This is a genomic window from Rossellomorea sp. KS-H15a (genome assembly GCF_024195245.1).
Classification (GTDB): Bacteria; Bacillota; Bacilli; order Bacillales; family Bacillaceae_B; genus Rossellomorea; species Rossellomorea vietnamensis.
Genome location: NZ_CP096886.1, coordinates 981579 through 1000131, shown reverse-complemented (window position 1 = coordinate 1000131; position 18553 = coordinate 981579). Strand labels below are relative to the sequence as shown.

Sequence of the window (18553 nt, the reverse complement as noted above, 5' to 3'; positions counted from 1 at the left end):
ATTATTCAGAAATTTATTTTTGCAACGAAAGTACGTTGACTTGATAAGCCTACTCAGAACGCGGCTGATTGGTTTGTGACTGCCGCTTCCCGCCGGCTCTGTTTTTTATATTGAGGACAATATTACTCCCGTTTCCCAGGAAGGTCAACAGGCTTTTTGTAAATTATTTGACTATTTAGATTAATCTGATTATAAGTAAACGCTTACATCTTTGTCCTTATAGAGTTTGTGGGAAGAAAAAATTTTTTAAGAATTTTTTCATTAAGGGTGGTGAATGGTGGTTCAGATTTGGAGAATACCTCTTGAAAAAATTTTCGACAAAATCCTACAGGTATCGGCGTTCGGGGTGTTTGTACCCAGCCGGATCGGATCTGGAATAGGCATGTTCATGCAACAAAAAAAAATCAATCCAGAGTCTGGCCTCTGGATTGATTCTTCTATACCCATGTGAACATATAATTCTGATCTTCGACATCGTTTGCTTCTTTGACGATTTTCAACGGTTTGAAGGTATCGATCATGACAGCGAGCTCCAAGGTTTCTTTTTTTCCGACACTGGCTTCCGTCGTTCCTGGATGAGGCCCGTGTGGAATTCCACTCGGATGTAGGGTGATCGACCCTTCCTTGATCCCCTTCCTGCTCATGAAATTCCCTTCCACATAATACAGCAGTTCATCACTGTTCACATTGCTGTGGTTATAGGGAGCCGGGATCGATTCAGGATGATAATCATATAATCGCGGCACGAATGAACATACGACGAAGTTATGACCTTCAAACGTCTGGTGGACAGGCGGCGGCTGATGGACACGGCCGGTGATCGGCTCGAAATCCTCTATGTTGAATACCCATGGATATAAATATCCATCCCATCCGACGACGTCCAGTGGATGATGATCCAATACATGGGAATGAAGCGCACCCCTGGATTTGGTGATCACTTCAAACTCTCCCTTTTCATCGTTCGTTTCAAGCTTCTCAGGTCCCCGCAGATCACGCTCACAAAACGGACTGTGTTCCAGCAGCTGCCCGTACTCGTTACGATAGCGACGAGGAGTGGTGATCTGGCTGAAGGACTCGACGATCAGCATCTTCGTCTCTTCTTCAGGAACGACCCGGTAGATGGTTCCGATCGGAATCACCACATAATCACCTTTTCCATACGTGATCGTTCCGAACATCGTCTCTACCTTTCCTTTACCAAAATGGATATAAAGCATTTCATCACCGTCACCATTCCGGTAAAAGCTTGTCATCTCTTCCGTGACATAGGCGGTTCCAATCAATAAATCGGAGTTACCAAGTAAATACTCACGGCTCTTTAAGGCACAGCCTTTCTTCTCGACTTTGTCTGTAAAGAAATGTCGATGACGCAGAGCACCCTCTTCCTCAAATTCCGGCATATAACTGCCTAAAAACTCTGTTTTCGCCACAGCCGTAGGCAAGTGATGATGATACAGGATCGATTGGGTTCCCGAAAATCCCTTCGTTCCCATGACCTGCTCCCTGTAAAGCGTTCCGTCTTCCTTTTTAAACATGGTGTGACGTTTATGAGGTATGTTCCCCAATTGACGATAGTACATGGTCTTCCCCCTTTCTTCTCTCTACAATCGTATTCCTTAATACTCCTAATCCCTTAATCTCTAATTCCACTACGTCCCCGGGCTTCAACCACGGATGCTTCTCGGGACCAAGCTCTAAAATGCAGCCGCTGCCGACCGTACCGGATCCGATCACCTCACCGGGATACAGGGTGACGTCTTTCGATGCGCGCTCGATCATGTTTTCAAATGTATAATGAATATCCTGATAATTCCCCTCGGATAAGAGCTTCCCATTCACTTTTGCCGTCATGGGCAGATCAAGACGTTCCCCGTTTCGATACGCATCCATCTCATCTTTCGTCACTACATAAGGTCCGAATGACGTGGCAAAATCCTTTCCTTTCGCAGGACCGAGCCCGACTTTCATTTCATGCTTCTGGATGTCCCTTGCACTCCAGTCATTCATGATCATATAGCCGTAAATGAAGTCTTGCGCGCTTCCTGGGGAAATGTTCCTGCCTTCTTTTCCGATGACGCAGGCGATTTCCAGCTCGTAATCGAGCCACTCACAGCCGGCAGGTTTCGCGATGGGATCGCCTGGACCTTTTACAGCTAAGTGATTGGTGAAATAAAACACGGGAATGTCATACCATTCCGGCACCACATCGAGCCCCCTTCGTTTACGGGCCGTTTTCACATGCTCTTCGAAGGCATAGAAATCCCGGATGCTCACAGGTCTTGGAATCGGTGCCTTCAGTGTGACGTCCCGTAATGGATACACTCCCTCTTCTCCCTCTGAAAAAGCACCCAGCTCCTTCATCCGTTTCAGTCCTTCGTCACCAAGATCGATGATGGATAACATATCTTTAGGGAGTGAGCCTCCGCTCACAGCATGGATGTCCACGACAAGTTCATCCTGAACCATCCCCGCCTTTACTTCTCCATCTATTAAAAAACTAACCAACTTCACGTGTCATCACCTTTTTCGAATCAATTCAAATGAATCGGATAATGGTTTGGTGTACATCTGGCCGGCAAGCCTTCCCACCGGTTTGAGTTTCTCTGAATCTATTTTCCCGTCATAGTAGAGTTCATCATTGACCCTGACACACTCCACCTTCCCGATGACAAGGCTTCCTGCACCAGGATGATCGCCGAAGTGAAGGACCTCATGAAGCACGCATTCCAACTGAACCTTGCTTTCCGTCACTCCAGGAGGCTTTACAGTGATGGACTCCTTTTTCGTCAGTCCGACCTGTTCAAATTCATCCACGTCGGAATCAAATTCGATGGCACAGTTATTCATCTCCTCCACAAACTCTTCACTGACGATGTTGATGACAAATTCCTTCGTTTTCTCGATATTTCGAAGGGTATCCTTTTTGCTGCCATCTTTCCCTCTTCTCATGGGAGAGAAGCAGACGAGCATAGGCTCTGCAGAAATCGCCGTAAAGAAGCTGTATGGAGCGAGGTTCGCATTCCCTTTTTCATCAATGGATGAAACAAAGGCAATCGGTCTTGGCAGAATCGAGCCGATCATCAATTTATACGCTGACTGCCACTCAAGGGTCTGGGGTTTGATGTCCATTTCACTTCACCCCTTTGTTATTCAAAATGGATTCCAGCGCTGCAACAAATCGTTTATTATCCTCTTCTGTTCCAACCGTGACCCTGACCGTGTCCGGGTATCCCAGAAGCGTTCCTGAACGAACGACGAGACCCTCTTTTACGAGTTCATGGGACACCACGTCCCCATTCAAGCCTGTGTCCACCATGATAAAGTTGGATTGAGAAGGGAAATAGGATAAGCCCATCCGGTCGAATTCCCCCTCCAAGTAATGACGACCCTGTTCGTTCTTATGGGTGCATTCCCTTATAAACGCCTGATCTTCCAGGGCAATGATCGCCGATTTCTGGGCAACGGTATTCACATTGAAGACATCCTTCACTTTACGGAGCTGTTCAGCAATTTCCTCATTCATGACTCCGAACCCGACCCTTAACCCGGCAAGGCCATAAATTTTTGAAAATGTCCTGAGGACGATCAGGTTTTCGAATGCCGTAAGAAGCGGCAGGGTTTCTAAATAATCATCGGTTGTCACGTACTCCATATAAGCTTCATCGACCACCACGAGAACGTTGGATGGGACACTTTCGATAAACTGCAGTAGTTCCCTTTTCCCTACAATGGTCCCCGTTGGATTATTGGGGTTGCAGACAAAGATCAATTTTGTTCTTGGTGTGATGTGGTCATGCATGCCCTGTAAATCATGGGTACCGGCTACGAGAGGGACAATGACGGGTGTGCCTCCCTCTAACAACACATTGGTCTGATACCTCGGAAACGTCACATCGGCCATGATCGCCTCGTCTCCGCTGCTCAAATAGGCCCTCGTCAACAGCCGGATCACTTCATCCGATCCGTTCCCGAATACGAGTTGTTCTTTCGGAACGCCCAAGAACGCTGAAACTTTTTGACTCAGGTCCACCGCAGCCCCGTCGGGATATAAAAACAAGTCGCTTCCGTTTTCTTTAAACCACTCTTTCACTTTCGGGGAGCAGCCATATATATTTTCGTTTTCCGATAACTTTCTGATCGAGCTGAGTCCATGCTCCTTCTTTAAATCCAGAAGCGTCTTCCCCAGCACATATGGAGCGATATGTGTGACCGCTTCCCTTGTTTTGAACTTCAGTGCCATACATATACCCTCGCCTTCCTCATGGATGAAGGGGGTTGACTCATGTGTTAGCTTGTCTTCCCGTTCAAATAGGTACCTGCAATCGGTACGATATTAAGCGTAGAAGCAGCTAATCTCTTCATGAGTTAACCCCCTGACCGGTCCTTTGACCCCCGTTATATATATTCTATCTATCTATTTTTTATAGGTTTCCTCTGCGCTCCTGTTCGCGTTCGATGGATTCGAATAGTGCTTTGAAGTTCCCTTCGCCGAATCCCCTCGCCCCTTTACGCTGGATCACTTCGATGAATAGTGTAGGACGATCCACGATAGGCTTCGTGAAAATTTGAAGCAGGTACCCTTCGTCATCCCTGTCCACTAAAATATTCAACTCTTTGATTTGCGAAATCTCTTCATCGATTTCACCTACACGCTCTGAGAGCATTTCGTAGTAGGAATCCGGAGTGCTCAGGAACTCTACTCCATTTTCCTTAAGAATCCCGACTGTCTTCACGATATCCTCTGTCAGGATGGCAATATGCTGCACTCCCGGGCCACCGTAGAACTCAAGATATTCCTGGATTTGTGATTTGCGCTTCCCTTCAGCAGGTTCATTGATCGGGAATTTGATACGGCCGCCGTTATGCATGACCTTGGACATCAGGGCAGAATATTCTGTTGTGATATCTTCATTCGTGAAATGACGCATTTCCTTGAAGCCCATCACTTTTTCGTAGTATTCCACCCACTCTTCCATGCGCTCCACATTTCCGACGACGTGGTCGACAGCGATGATGCCGGCATCTTCGTTTTTAAGCGCCGTATCATATTTTTCAAATCCAGGCATGAAAATCCCTTTGTAATCTTTACGTTCCACAAGTGTATGGATCGTGTCCCCATATGTACCGATCACGGCTTTCTTCACTGTTCCGTTATCGTCTTCCAGTGTGGAAGGGGGCATGATTTCAATGGCACCACGTTCCACCGCTCCACTGTAAGCCTTCTCAATATCATCCACGACAAGTGCGATGTCTTTGATGCCGTCTCCGTGTTTCTTCACGAATTGGGATACCCGGCTTCCTTCATGCAGACTCCCTGTAATGAGCAATCTCACCTTGTTTTGTTGCAATACATAGGATACCGTGTCACGATTGCCTGTTTCGAGCCCTGAATAAGCAACGGTCTTAAATCCGAATGCTGTACAGAAAAAGTGGGCTGCCTGCTTTGCATTACCTGTATAATATTCTAAATAATCGACATCTCTTACCGGGAATACCTCTTCTGCCTTAGCCTGCTTTTTTGCTACGTTCTCTTGCATATTAACCCCTCCATTAAACGTAAGTATATTCTGAATATTATATTAAATCGTTTTATACAACTTCTCAAGAATGGCTAGTAAAGCTTAAACGCTTCTCTGTGATGAAGTCCGTCCCTCTTTTTATCTCACTGGCTCCTTTTTTCTGGGTGGCATATGCACGGCATCCCCCTTTAAACCTTCGACCGCTTCGAGCATGGTCTCATTCATGCTGGGGTGGGGATAGAGCGGAAAGCGAAAGTCCTCATCCCTCGCTGCCATTTCGAGTCCCATTACACCTGCCGTGATCAGCTCGACCGCACCCATTCCCATCATATGAATACCAAGGATCATATCCGTTTCACTGTCTGACACGACTTTGACGAATCCGTCCTTCTCCTCTGTGAGCTGGGCGTACCCATTTCCCCTGACAGGGTTCTCACTCACTGTGACCGAATAGCCTTCACTCTTCGCTTCCTCTTCTGTAAGGCCGGCGTACGCAATCGGGGGACTCATCTGCACCACCGTAGGCACGAACCGCAGATCCACTTCTACCGGAAGACCCGCCATTGCCTCTGCAGCTGCCTTCCCCTGCTTGATCGCCTTCACGGCGAGGGACGGACCTCCCGTCACATCCCCGATCGCCCAAATATGGGGAATGGAGGTCCGTCCCTCCCGATCTGTATGGATATATCCCTGCCCGGTTGTTTCGATACGAAGGCGGTCGAGACCGAGATCAGATAGATTCGGTTTTACTTGACCGCTCACGACAAAGTGAGAACCTTCAATGGAGACCGTTTCTCCATCTTCTTTTTGGAGCTCTGCAAGGACAAGTCCGTCCCTCTCACTGGCCTTTTTCAGTACGCAATCTTTGATGACACTGATTTTCTGTTTTTTTAACTGCCTGGACAATTCTTTGGAAAGGGAGGGATCCAATGCTAATTCTTCACTCAGGATTAGCGTGACCCGACTTCCCAATGTTGAGAAAACGGACGCGATCTCCAATGAAATGTAATCTGCACCATACATGATCAGTTCCCGGGGGATGTCCTCCAGCTCAAACACCTGTCTTTCCTTCAGGATCGTATCATCATTGAAGATAATTTCATCCGGATAGTGAAAGTCTCCACCTGTTGCGACGATCGCCTCTTTAAAATTAAGAAGACTGAACTCATGCCCGTTTTCGACTCCGATACGGGATTCTGACAGGAATGAAGCCGTCCCTTTTATGATTTCAACCTTGTTTGCTTTACAGAGGGATTCCACACCGGTACGGAGCTGGGTGATTTTTTTATTTTTATAGTGTTGAAGAGTCGCAAGGTTTGCCTCTACTTCCCCGAACTCCATCCCCATTTCCTTCAGGTGCTTCGTCTTTTTGAATTCCTGGGCAAAATGGGTAAATACCTTTGATGGGATGCAGCCTTTATTCAAGCAGGTACCCCCCAGGTCCTCCCGTTCGATCAGCGTGACCTGTCTACCGAGGCCCGCTGCTCTGATGGCTGCGTGATAGCCTCCGGGACCTCCTCCGATGACAATGACGTCTTTTTCTTCTGTAATTTCTCCCACTACCATTTATATCAACTCCAAAAGCATGGATTGAGGCTCTTCGATCAAATCCCTCAAACGATTTGTAAAGGTCACGGCCGACCCGCCATCCACCACTCTGTGATCAAAGGACATGGATACATTCATCATGGAGCGGACGACAATGTCATCGTGTTCATTCACCATCGGACGCTTCTTCGTTTTATGAAAGGCTATGAGGGCCACTTCCGGCTCGTTAATGATCGGGGTGGCCCCGATCGATCCGTTCAGCGGGCCGACATTACTGACCGTGAAGGTACCTCCTTTGATCTCTTTCATCGCAAGCTTGCCTTCCTGAGCCTTGACGGTGAGGGCCTTCATTTCAGCCTGGATTTCGACCATTGTCATTCCTTCCACCCCTTTGATGACAGGAACGATCAGACCATCATCCGTGTCGACTGCGACACCGATATTATGGTGTGGCTGAAGCTCGATACATTCTTCCTCTTCATTGAGGCGGGCATTGAAGATCGGGAACTCTTTTAAACAGACAGAAAGAGCTTTGATAAAAAACGCCCCCATGGAAACGGACTGTCCCCCTCTTTTCATCGTATCTTTCCAGACTAATAGATTCGTCACGTCGATTTCTTCAAAATGGGTGCAGTGAGGGATGGTTCTGAGTGAATGAGCCATCTTGGAAGCAATTTGTTTTCTCCTGCCCCTGAAAGGGATGGTGTTTGGCACGGTTTCTGCTGGCTTCGGTTGAACAGCAGGAACAGTTTCCTCTTCAGGTTTTGGAGACGCCCCTATGTCGCCTTTCATATAGAGGAGAACATCTTCATCGACGATTCTGCCCCCGGCCCCTGAACCAACCACTTCTTCTATATTGACCCCATTTTCTCTTGCGATTTTTCTCGTATACGGGGAAGCAAGGATCCTCTTCTTCTTTAAGACCTGAGTCGTCTGGGAAACGGTACGGCGGCTAGCATCCCTGCTTTCCTTTTCCATCAGCAATACCGTCGATCCGACGGGAATCGTCTCACCTTCACTTACGGTGAATTCCTTAATCACACCTGAAAATGGTGCCGGGATTTCCGCCGTCATTTTATCTGTTTGTACCTCTACAAGTGGTTGATCCGCTTTTACGATATCCCCCACCTTCACAAGAAAGTGATTGATATTGGCTTCGGTCATCCCTTCCCCGATATCATGAAGCTTAACTTCCATGGACTCCCTCCTTGTCTAATAGCGCGCCACTTTCTCCACTGCAGCAAGCACTCGTTTACTGTCAGGCAAATAGAAATCTTCAAATCCGAAATACGGGACAGGTGTATCGAATCCTGTTACGCGCTCTGTGGGCGCTTTTTGATATAAAAAAGATTTGTCATTGATGATTGCAAGTACATCATTTCCAACCCCACCCGTTGCATGGGCTTCGTGGACGATGACGGTCCTCCCGGTCTTCTGGACAGAGTTTGAGATCAAATCCTTATCAAGGGGATAAAGGGTTCTGAGGTCAAGTACCTCGCAGGAGATGCCTTTATCCGCCGCTTCCTTCGCTGCGTCCTCGGCTATCTTCACCATCGCACCCCATGCAATGATTGTGACATCCTCCCCTTCTGCTACTACCTTTCCCTTCCCGATTTCCACGGTGTACTTCTCTTCCGGTACTTCCTCTTTAGAAGACCGGTAGCATCTCATGGGCTCAAGAAACAGGACGGGATCGGGGTCTTCAATCGCCGCAATCAGAAGACCTTTGGCATCATACGGTGTGGCCGGACAGACAACCTTGATTCCCGGCATGTGAGTGAAAAGTGCCTCTGTGCTATCGGAATGGATTTCCGGCGCCCGGACCCCGGCCCCATAAGGAGCCCTGATGACCAGTGGGCAGGTGAAAGACCCGAGTGTGCGTGCCCGTATTCTGGAAGCATGGGTCATGATCTGCTCATATGCCGGGTAGATGAATCCTAAAAACTGGACCTCCGTCACCGGGCGGAATCCATTCAAACCCATCCCGATGGCGGCACCGATAAACCCGGCTTCACTTAAGGGTGTATCCAGCACCCGGTCTTCGCCGAATTCCTGTTGCAGGCCGTCAGTCGCCCGGAACACTCCCCCGTTCGTCCCGATATCCTCCCCCATCAACAGGACGTCCTCGTTTTCTTCGAGCATCACTCTCATGGCATCCGTGATGGCCTGAACCATCGTCAACGTCTTCATTTTCGTTAAGGTGCTCATTCTATTCACCTCTCAATTGCTCAATGAGCTTTTCTTTTTGTTCCTGGATCGTCCATGTCGGTTTGGCAAACACATAATCGAAGATCAAACCCGGATCCGCGGCTGGATATGCTTCCAGTTCGTCGACGGCAAGGTCCACTTCTTTCGCACATTCCTTTTGGACAGAAGCCGTCCATTCCTCGTCAAGCCAGCCCCTTAGCTTCATGTATTTGGTTAAACGATCGACGGGGTCATTATCTTTACGCCTGGACTCGCTTTCCTGCTGGTTACGGTACTTCGTCGGATCATCGGCTGTCGTATGGGCACCATATCTCCATGTCACCGATTCGATTAAGGTAGGTCCGTCCCCGTTCCTTGCTCGCTCCAGTGCTTTCAATGTTTCAAAATAAACGGCAAAAATATCATTGCCGTCGATGCGGACGCTTGGGATATCATAGGCCAGGGCTTTCTGGGCGATGGTCTTTGTCTTCATTTGCTTGTGGATGGGGACAGATATGGCATATTGATTATTTTGATTGAAAAAGACGACTGGAGCCCCCCATACACTTGCCAGATTCAATCCTTCATGAAAATCGCCCTCGGAAGTGGCGCCGTCGCCGAAATAGACAATGGCCGCATTCCGGGTTCCTTTTCTCTTTTCAGCGAAAGCCGCGCCTACCGCATGTGGAAGCTGGGTCGCAATCGGGATGCCTGGAGTGAAGATATTCTTCCCTTCAGGAGGGACACACCCTTCATTCCTCCCTTTCCAGAAAAGAAGGATATGAAGGAGCGAATGTCCGAATGTCATGGTTGCGCCATGATCGCGGTAGGATGGAAATAACCAGTCTTTCTCCTGCAGGGCAAGGGCGCTCCCCACCTGGGATGCCTCCTGACCTTCATATGGTGCATAGGTTCCGATACGGCCCTGGCGCTGAAGGCTTACGGCTTTACGATCGAAGGTGCGGATCCTCATGAGATGCCGGTAAAACGTACGGGCCAATTCTTCTGAAATGTCTTTTTCATACTCGCTTTGAACCAGTTGTCCTTGTTGGTCCATGACTTGGACCAGTTGAAATTCCTCGATCATTTCATCACCTCGTGTGGTGCAATATTGTTGGAGATTCGGGATAATCATGAAACTGCCTGGATTTACGTTCTCACCGACCACTTCGGACGCTTCGCATGGGAGAAGAAGCTGTTCCTTCTCGTGCGTGCGTGGATCCGGTCCTCGCAGAAACGGTTGGCCGCTTCCACCGTGGTCATGTGCTCATTTTCCGACTGCAGATAGATGTTTTGAAGGCTGTTGTAAATGGCGCTTGTCTTTTGAAGGACCCGTTCTTTGTTCGGCTCATATAATTCGTCCGCCACCTGGATCAGTCCTCCGGCATTGACGATGTAATCAGGGGCATACAGGATCCCTTTTTCGTGCAGCTTCAGCCCATGGGAAAGATCTAATAGCTGATTATTGGCAGAACCCACCACCGCCTTTACCTTTAACTGATCCACCGTGTGATCGTTGATGACTCCCCCGATGGCACATGGCACGAAGACATCCGCATCGACAGAATAAATTTCCTCTCCCGATACGACTTTGATGGCCGCACCAATGTTCTTCGCTTTCGCAACCAATAGATCGATGGATTTCTGACTGATATCCGTTACATACAGATCGGCTCCCTCTTCCAACAGTCGCTCTGCTACTTTAAACCCGACTTTCCCGAGCCCCTGAATGGCGTAGCTTTTTCCATGAAGGTCTTTTGAACCCCAGACATTTTGGTTTGTCGCCTGCAACCCATAAATCACGCCCATGGCCGTCGGGATGGATGAATCACCGCTTCCGCCGTACTCTTCATTGACGCCGACGATACAATTTGTCTCTTTCAAGGCATAAACGAAATCTTCAGGCGTGGTCCCCATATCTGTCCCTGTATAGAATCGTCCATTAAGGGATTCGACGAATTGACCGAAGGCACGGAACAGCTCCGGATGTTTATCTTTTTCCGGATCTCCGATAATGACCGCCTTCCCTCCACCGAAGTCGACGTCGGCCGCTGCACATTTATACGTCATGCCTTTGGATAGGCGCAGGACGTCTTCAAGCGCTTCATCTACTGATGAATAAGGTCTCATGCGGCATCCGCCAAGAGCTGGACCGAGGGTGGTATTATGTATGGCGATGATGGCTTTCAGCCCTGTTTCCTCATCGTTGCAAAAAACGACCTGTTCATGGTTCTGTATTTTCTGGAACATATCCATATCATTTCCCCCTACAAGCTCTCTGTTTGTAACCGCTTTCAATTCAGTCGATACTTTAGACACTTTGCTTCCTCCTTTTACTACCCGCTTCATAAATGGATCTAGCTCTCTTTAATTCTTTCGTTAATTTTCTCTTTCGGTAATACCACTTGCTTCACTTCACCTTTTCCGATGAGTCTGTCACTCTCTCTATCTCTGACAGTCACTTCCGTTACGATGACGTTTCGTTCATATTCAATAACGTTCGCTCTAATTTCAAGAAGGGAACCTGTTTTCGCCGGAGCCACATGCCGGGCGTTCACCTCTGCCCCCATTCCTTCTTCGTGATCTTCCAAATAGGGTAGAATGACTTTCCTGGATGCCCATTCCATGTGATACACCATTGACACCGTTGAATACACGGGATGAACCACGTTTCCTTCAAACTGGGCATACATGCCGGGGATGACTTCAGTCGTAATAACGGCAGTATGTCCTACTGCTAATCCAGACTTCATTGCTTTCCCCCTTTAAACCAACGAATCATACATTTTTATATAACGTTAATTCAACGATATAATAACATTTTGTTTTATAAATAGTCAATAAATTGTTAAAATATTTAAAATATTATATTAATATAAGTTATGCATAGTGACTCTATTAACGCAAAAAAGCAACGGAACCAAAGTCCCGTTGCTTTTTACAGAAGGTTGTTTATTCTTTTTATATTCTATGAAAGAAGTGCCCGATCACTTGCCAGTTGACTGCCACGGATCCTCTGGAATTCGTGAAGCAATCCTTCGACGGTGAGATGCTTCTTCTGTTCTTCATTCACTTCAAGGATGATCTGTCCCTTATCCATCATGATCAAGCGGTTCCCGAGATCCAGGGCCTGCTGCATGTTATGGGTGACCATCAATGTAGTGAGCTTGTATTTCTCCACAATTTCCTTTGTCAGGTTCGTAATCAGATCCGCACGGGCCGGATCAAGGGCAGCCGTGTGTTCGTCCAATAGCAGGATCGATGGCTCTGTGAAGGTCGCCATCAATAGGGAAAGGGCCTGCCGTTCTCCACCTGACAATAATCCCACCTTGGCATTCAGACGGTTTTCAAGTCCGAGATGAAGGGTTTCAAGTACTTCTTTAAAGAACACTTTCCGCTTCTTCGTGACCCCCATCCTGAAGGTTCTCGTCCGGTTGCGGGAATACGCCATGGCCAGGTTCTCCTCTATGGTCATGGATGGCGCCGTCCCTGCCATGGGATCCTGGAATACGCGGCCAATGAGCTTTGAACGTTTATACTCAGAAACCTTCGATACCTCGTGGTCATCGATCAACACATTTCCGATATCAGGAATCAACACCCCTGAGACGATGTTCATCAGTGTCGATTTCCCCGCGCCGTTACTCCCGATGACCGTCACGAAATCACCTGGTTTCAGAGAGAGCTGAATATCATCAAGGGCGATTTTCTCATCGGGTGTCCCTTCATTGAATACTTTATGAATTCGATTTAATTGTAACACCGCCATCACCCTTTCTCTCTGAAATCGACGTTTGGTTTACCCGTTCCGCCATCCGCTGCGCCTTTCGTTTCTTATCCTTGTAACGATCCATCACCTTAGGCATGACAAGGGCCAGAATGACGATGGTCGCCGTGATCAGTTTCATATCCCCTGTTTCAAGGAAATCGACACGAAGAGCCATGGAAACGACCAATCGGTAGATGATCGCCCCGCCGATAACGGCTAAGGTCGTACGGGCAATCGTCTTCGTTCCGAATAATGCTTCACCGATGATGACAGAAGCGAGCCCGATGATGATCATCCCGATCCCCATTCCGACGTCGGCAAAACGGCTGTATTGGGCGATCAGAGCACCGGATAGCGCCACCATCCCATTCGAGATCCCCAACCCGAGAATGATCATCAGATTCGTATTGGCAGAGAAGCTGCGGATCATCCGTTGATTATCCCCAGTCGCTCTCAACGCCAACCCGATTTCCGTTTTCAAAAATGCGTCTGTCAAAAATTTGATCAGCAGTGTAATGATCGTCATGATGAACAGAATGCTCCATGTTCCCGGAACTGGCTCCCCAAGCCCGATGCCTGTCCATACTTTATTAAGGGCGGCATCGATACCAAGAGGGGACCAGAATCCTTCTATCCCTGTAAACGCAGTATCCTGACTGAGCAGGGGTACATTCGATCTCCCCATGATCCGAAGATTGATGGAATAAAGGGCGATCATCATCAAGATCCCTGATAATAAGGCATTTATTTTACCAAACGTATGAAGTAAACCTGTTATACATCCTGCTACAAATCCGATCACTATCGCCGTAATCGTTGCGATGACGGGGTTTACGCCACTGACAATCATGGTTGCAGCGACAGCGGCCCCTGTTACGAAGCTGCCATCGACTGTTAAATCAGGAAAATCCAATATCCGAAAGGACAGGTAGACTCCGAGGGCCATAATAGCGTAAATGATTCCAGATTCAAAGGATGCGAATATTGCTGTTGGCACGAATCATCATCCCTTCCTATTTTTCTTCGATAAACTTCCCAAGGTCTGACCAGGCTTCCTGTACTTCCACACCTTGTTCTTCAGCTGCCGCTTTATTGAACATCAACTCGAAGTTTTCCGGAGCCTGTACAGGGAGTTCAGAAGGCTTTTTCTCCCCTTTTAAGATCTTCACCGCCATCAACCCGGTTTGGTAACCAAGATCTTCATAGTTGAATCCACTTGCAGCAATGGCTCCTTTTTTCAATGAATCGAGTTCCCCGACGAATAGAGGAATATCCTTTTCATTCGCTACCGTGATGACCGACTCAAGGGCTGAAACGACTGTGTTATCTTTCGGGATGTAAAGGGCATCGACCCTTCCCACCATGGATTCAGTCGCCTGTTTCACATCTGCAGACGTTGAAACCGTTGCTTCAACCACTTCCACGCCTTTTTCCTTCGCGAGTTTATTCACTTCAGCTACCTGCACGACAGCATTTTGCTCACCGGAATTATAGACAATCCCGATTTTCTTCGCTTTCATTTCATCCGTGATAAAGTGGAGTGTCTTTGAAATCGCTTCTGGGTGAGTATCCGTCGTACCAGTAATATTCTCACCTGGCTCGTCAAATGACTTGACCAGTTCAGCACCGACAGGATCCGTGACAGAGGTGAATACGATTGGAATGTCTTTCGTTGCATTCAGGGCAGTTTGTGCACTTGGGGTAGAGTTTGCAAAGATAAGGTCTACACCGTCCCCGACAAAGTTCTTCGCAATGCTTTGTGAGTTACTTTGGTCTCCTTGAGCGATTTGAACATCATACTTAACGTTTTCGCCTTCCTTGAAACCGTTTTCATCCAAAGCTTTCTTAAAACCTTCAAATGCCGCATCCAGTGATGGATGTTCCACAATCTGGGTTACCCCGATGACATATTGCTTCTCACCATCTCCACCGCCGGAACTCTTATCACTACCACATCCTGATAGAATCAGCATTCCAAATAACATAGAGATCACAACAAGTAATAAACTCTTCTTCTTCACAGAAATCCCCCTTTTTCTCTTCCTGATATATGATCAGTAGTCTACTAGACTAGCAAATCCATGTATGATAAAAATATGAACGAACGTAAATACAACGTTATATTATCACTCCAGTCGCAAAATAGTCAATAATATTCGGAAAATTTAAAAATTAATACTAGTATAGTCGGTCTTGGGGGGAATATCTAGAGGAAGTTACGGAAAATTTTTGTGCAATAGCTTTCTGACATGAGGATGGAATCTGTGATGGGGGATGTTGAACCTGTGCCACTTTGCGAGCTCCACCCAAAAAAAGCGCCCTCCCTAAAAGGAGCAGCGCTTAGAAAACCTTAATCTATTAAGAACGCATTTCGTAACTGGAAAGCTCTCTGAAAATCCTGTTTGCATCGCTCATCATTCTTTTGAGCAGCACCTCTACCGTTGGAATATCCTCTACAAGACCGGACACCTGCCCGCCGTTGATGAAGCCCTGATCCAGTTTCCCTTCAAGCGCCCCAATCCGGTGATGATCCTCGGATGTCATGTGGTTGAACTCATCAGGAGCGATTCCCTCCCGCTCTTTTTGAAGCAACCCATCTGCATAAGGTGTCTTCATCACACGTCTCACCCTGCCGACAGAACGGCCCACGATGACCGTGCTATCGTCCTTCGCATCCACCAGGGTCGATTTATAGTTTTCATGAAAAGGAGCTTCTTTGGTCGCGATGAACCGTGTCCCCATTTGCACTCCGCTCGCACCAAGGGCAAGCATGGAAGCAAGTCCCCGTCCATCACCGATTCCACCTGCTGCCACTACCGGAATCTTTACCGTATCCACGAGTTGAGGAATAAGGGCCAGAGTGGTCGTTTCCAGATTGGAGTTGATCCCGGCGGCTTCATACCCTTCCGCGACGATCACATCCGCACCTGCCTCTTCCGCTTTCTTTCCCTGTTTTTTCGAAGCGACGACACAGATCACCTTTACATTGTGCTCATGAAAATAAGGAATGAGCGGGGATGGATTTCCCGCTGATAAGGAAACGACAGGTATGCCGTGTGTCACCACTAAACGAACCATCTCCTTCAGATGCGGTGTGATGGAAATCGGGATGTTCAGGGCGAAAGGCTTGCTGGTTCTCTTTTTCGTTTCGACGATGATCGCTTCCACTTCCTCCACGCCCATGGTCCCGACTCCAATCGTTCCAAGTGCTCCTGCTTCAGAGATTGCCGCCGTCAACGGGGCATTGCTGATGTTCCCCATGCCACCTTGAACGATAGGATATTTTATATGTAAGACGTTCGTTAAGTTATTCATTATAATCCCCCTTCGTTAAATTTATGTTATACTTTTTGGGATTGTTCGACAAGTCCAAATGATATTTCCACTAATTTGAAATATTTGTTGACAATTTATTCCTAAACACATATTCTAAAAGTAGCTATTTTGCAAAGCAAGGTAGCTGTTTTATCATCCGGTACCTTGTAATGCAATATACTAGAAGTGGGGGTTTCATATCATATGTCTATCCGCAGTCAGCTATTAAAGGGGATATTAGATGGTTGTATTCTTTCTGTAATTGAAAAAGAACCGGTCTACGGATATGAACTTTCAAAAAAACTGCAGTCTTCTGGATTACAGGATGTAAGCGAAGGGACTATATATCCTGTATTACTACGGCTCCAAAAAAATAAGTTAATCCGGGGGGAAATGCAGCCTTCAGATTCTGGCCCCAACCGAAAATATTATTATTTAACGGAGGACGGCCATTCCGTACTATCTGATATATCGAAGGAATGGGAACAAATCGTATCACCAGTGACAACATTGTTAATAAGGGGGAATCATGATGATTGAAGCCAAGCAGTTAATTGAATTAAACAATCAGAAACGAACAAGTTTGTCGGAAGAAAATGAAAAGTACTATTCTGACTTTCTGATATATATGCGCCTTCAGCTTACTTTGTCAGAGCAGCAGACTGAGGAAATATTAATGGAAATTCTGGATCATATTATTGACGGGCAACGTGAAGGGAAAACAGCCAGAATGATCTTAGGAGAGGATCCCAAAGCTTACGCTGACGATATCATTGAGCAGCTTCCCTTCGAAAAGAAGAGGAGTATCACTACATTCATAGCATCGCTAGCTTTGAATTTATTAGGATACTTCTTGTTGACACGTGGACTTTTATTATTGATAGGTCCAATGTTTAAAGAAATAAGCAATGAATTCTATCCAGTCACATTCTCCATCCTTGCCATTCTTATTTTCTGCTCAAGTTTAATTGGTGTAAAGATTATCTTCTCTATTATTAAAAAATCCCTGTTCAAAGAGAAGCAAACCCCTATTAAAGACTCCCTTAAGGCAGGAACAATGGGCATGATATCAATGGGGATCATTATTTGCAGTATCTACTTCCTGCCTAATATCGGGCCTTCCTTCATGTTTCCTTGGTATGCTTCGCTTATTACAGGTGCGTTGCTTTTAGTACTCTCTTATTTTATGAAAAAGTAGAGGTCCGTCCCTCAAAAAAACCACCTGCCGATTTAAATGGGCAGGTGGTTTTTTCAGTCAAGCAATAACGGATGTGTCATCACGTTATAACTCACATCTTTGTTCTTCAGTTCGTTTCCGTCTTCGAATACACTTTCAAAGAATCGGGATGCCGGCTCTGCGAGTTCTTTGTAGTATTCTCCGAACAGAGTGACCGCGTGGGCTCCGAGCCATTTTTCAGGCAGGAGTTCTTCCGGCAGGCCTGGGTCGACGAAAAGGAATTTTCGGTATTCATGGACGAGCTTTGTTCTTTCCACGAAGCATTCGGCATCGCTCATTTGTCCTTTACTGATTTTACTCTTATCAATCATGTATTGTTGGCTGTACCGGGAAATGAATTCCTGGTATCGGTCATTGATTTCGTTCAGATCCCAGCTTTTTTCTATTAACCGTTGATTTTCATTCGGACCTTTATGTTCTGCGATGAAGAAATCGACGTACTCTTTAATATCGTATTTATCGATAAGGGATTGCACCTGCTTCTCCAGGTTGTTGGGAGAAATCCACGTACTTGTCGACAGCGTTCCAAATCCGCTCCAAACCAGTTCTTTTCTCAGTTCATCACGGATACTCCTGATTTCTTCGGGAATGGAATACATGAGGATCCTCCATTTTCCGTCCCATTGCTCAGGCTTCAGCTTAAATATCCTGTTTGCCGCTTCTTCCATGCGGACCTCGCCGCGTTCAGTCAGGGAGTAATAGCTCTTGTTCCCTTGTTTCTCCGCCTGGACCCATCCTTGCTTGTTCATCCTCGAAATCGCGGCACGGACGGCCTGATCATTATGACCAAATTCATTCAGCAGGCGAATCAAGCTGCCGATCCATATTTTATTTCCGTAGTGGCGAATATAGTCCCCGTATAGTGTAAAGATCATTGATCTTGTATTCATCGCTGCCTCTCCTTTTATCCTATCGCATTCATTTATGACGTTAATTTTACGTTTAATAAATATAATAGCATAAAAAATCCAGGAA

The 18553-nt window shown here is 46.9% G+C and carries 18 protein-coding genes; 2 read left to right on the top strand and 16 right to left on the bottom strand.

Features of this window, described 5'->3' with window-relative positions; all coding sequences use genetic code 11:
- Nucleotides 1-437: 437 nt before the first annotated feature.
- From M1J35_RS05040 to M1J35_RS04970, 15 genes are all read right to left on the bottom strand, one after another.
- Nucleotides 438-1583, bottom strand: coding sequence for a homogentisate 1,2-dioxygenase (locus tag M1J35_RS05040; RefSeq protein WP_254652901.1), 1146 nt, complete (start codon nucleotides 1581-1583; stop codon nucleotides 438-440).
- Entirely contained in the window at nucleotides 1549-2514 is a 966-nt protein-coding gene (locus M1J35_RS05035; protein ID WP_254652900.1) for a fumarylacetoacetate hydrolase family protein, read from the bottom strand. The genes M1J35_RS05040 and M1J35_RS05035 overlap by 35 nt, the downstream gene beginning before the upstream one ends.
- Before the next feature lie 6 nt (nucleotides 2515-2520).
- Nucleotides 2521-3132: a flavin reductase family protein gene (locus M1J35_RS05030; RefSeq protein WP_224521506.1), complete on the bottom strand. Its 612-nt coding sequence runs from the start codon at nucleotides 3130-3132 to the stop codon at nucleotides 2521-2523.
- 1 nt (nucleotide 3133) lies between these two features.
- On the bottom strand, nucleotides 3134-4243 hold the full coding sequence (hisC, locus tag M1J35_RS05025) for a histidinol-phosphate transaminase (RefSeq protein ID WP_224521507.1): 1110 nt from the start codon (nucleotides 4241-4243) through the stop codon (nucleotides 3134-3136).
- Nucleotides 4244-4424: 181 nt separating this feature from the next.
- Entirely contained in the window at nucleotides 4425-5540 is a 1116-nt protein-coding gene (hppD, locus tag M1J35_RS05020; RefSeq protein ID WP_254652899.1) for a 4-hydroxyphenylpyruvate dioxygenase, read from the bottom strand.
- Nucleotides 5541-5660: 120 nt separating this feature from the next.
- A complete protein-coding gene (gene lpdA / locus M1J35_RS05015; protein ID WP_254652898.1) occupies nucleotides 5661-7088 on the bottom strand; it encodes a dihydrolipoyl dehydrogenase in 1428 nt (475 codons plus the stop codon).
- Nucleotides 7089-8267 (bottom strand): dihydrolipoamide acetyltransferase family protein, encoded by a 1179-nt coding sequence (locus tag M1J35_RS05010; protein WP_254652897.1) that lies wholly within the window; start codon nucleotides 8265-8267, stop codon nucleotides 7089-7091.
- Nucleotides 8268-8282: 15 nt separating this feature from the next.
- Nucleotides 8283-9278, bottom strand: a complete 996-nt coding sequence (locus M1J35_RS05005; protein ID WP_305882331.1) for an alpha-ketoacid dehydrogenase subunit beta — start codon at nucleotides 9276-9278, stop codon at nucleotides 8283-8285.
- A gap of 1 nt (nucleotide 9279) precedes the next feature.
- Complete coding sequence (pdhA, locus tag M1J35_RS05000; protein WP_254652896.1) at nucleotides 9280-10344, bottom strand: pyruvate dehydrogenase (acetyl-transferring) E1 component subunit alpha; 1065 nt, start codon at nucleotides 10342-10344, stop codon at nucleotides 9280-9282.
- Between the two features lie 62 nt (nucleotides 10345-10406).
- The gene (locus M1J35_RS04995) at nucleotides 10407-11513 is read right to left on the bottom strand and encodes a Leu/Phe/Val dehydrogenase (protein WP_254653686.1); all 1107 of its coding nucleotides are present in this window, start codon (nucleotides 11511-11513) and stop codon (nucleotides 10407-10409) included.
- Between the two features lie 101 nt (nucleotides 11514-11614).
- Nucleotides 11615-12010 carry a thioesterase family protein gene (locus M1J35_RS04990; protein ID WP_254652895.1) on the bottom strand — a complete coding sequence of 132 codons (396 nt, stop codon included), beginning with the start codon at nucleotides 12008-12010 and terminating at the stop codon, nucleotides 11615-11617.
- Nucleotides 12011-12225: 215 nt separating this feature from the next.
- Complete coding sequence (locus tag M1J35_RS04985) at nucleotides 12226-13020, bottom strand: ABC transporter ATP-binding protein (RefSeq protein WP_034762642.1); 795 nt, start codon at nucleotides 13018-13020, stop codon at nucleotides 12226-12228.
- Nucleotides 12995-14023 (bottom strand): ABC transporter permease, encoded by a 1029-nt coding sequence (locus tag M1J35_RS04980; protein ID WP_254652894.1) that lies wholly within the window; start codon nucleotides 14021-14023, stop codon nucleotides 12995-12997. Before M1J35_RS04980 ends, M1J35_RS04985 begins: the two co-directional genes overlap by 26 nt.
- Before the next feature lie 16 nt (nucleotides 14024-14039).
- Nucleotides 14040-15011, bottom strand: a complete 972-nt coding sequence (locus tag M1J35_RS04975) for an ABC transporter substrate-binding protein (protein ID WP_034762640.1) — start codon at nucleotides 15009-15011, stop codon at nucleotides 14040-14042.
- Between the two features lie 373 nt (nucleotides 15012-15384).
- On the bottom strand, nucleotides 15385-16341 hold the full coding sequence (locus M1J35_RS04970; RefSeq protein ID WP_254652893.1) for an NAD(P)H-dependent flavin oxidoreductase: 957 nt from the start codon (nucleotides 16339-16341) through the stop codon (nucleotides 15385-15387).
- Between the two features lie 204 nt (nucleotides 16342-16545).
- On the opposite strand from M1J35_RS04970, the gene M1J35_RS04965 reads away from it, so the two are divergent.
- A complete protein-coding gene (locus M1J35_RS04965) occupies nucleotides 16546-16881 on the top strand; it encodes a PadR family transcriptional regulator (protein WP_254652892.1) in 336 nt (111 codons plus the stop codon).
- A complete protein-coding gene (locus M1J35_RS04960) occupies nucleotides 16871-17539 on the top strand; it encodes a DUF1129 family protein (protein ID WP_254652891.1) in 669 nt (222 codons plus the stop codon). Before M1J35_RS04965 ends, M1J35_RS04960 begins: the two co-directional genes overlap by 11 nt.
- A gap of 53 nt (nucleotides 17540-17592) precedes the next feature.
- Here M1J35_RS04960 and paaX read toward each other — a convergent pair whose 3' ends face one another.
- Nucleotides 17593-18468 carry a phenylacetic acid degradation operon negative regulatory protein PaaX gene (paaX, locus tag M1J35_RS04955; RefSeq protein WP_254652890.1) on the bottom strand — a complete coding sequence of 292 codons (876 nt, stop codon included), beginning with the start codon at nucleotides 18466-18468 and terminating at the stop codon, nucleotides 17593-17595.
- Nucleotides 18469-18553: the final 85 nt, after the last annotated feature.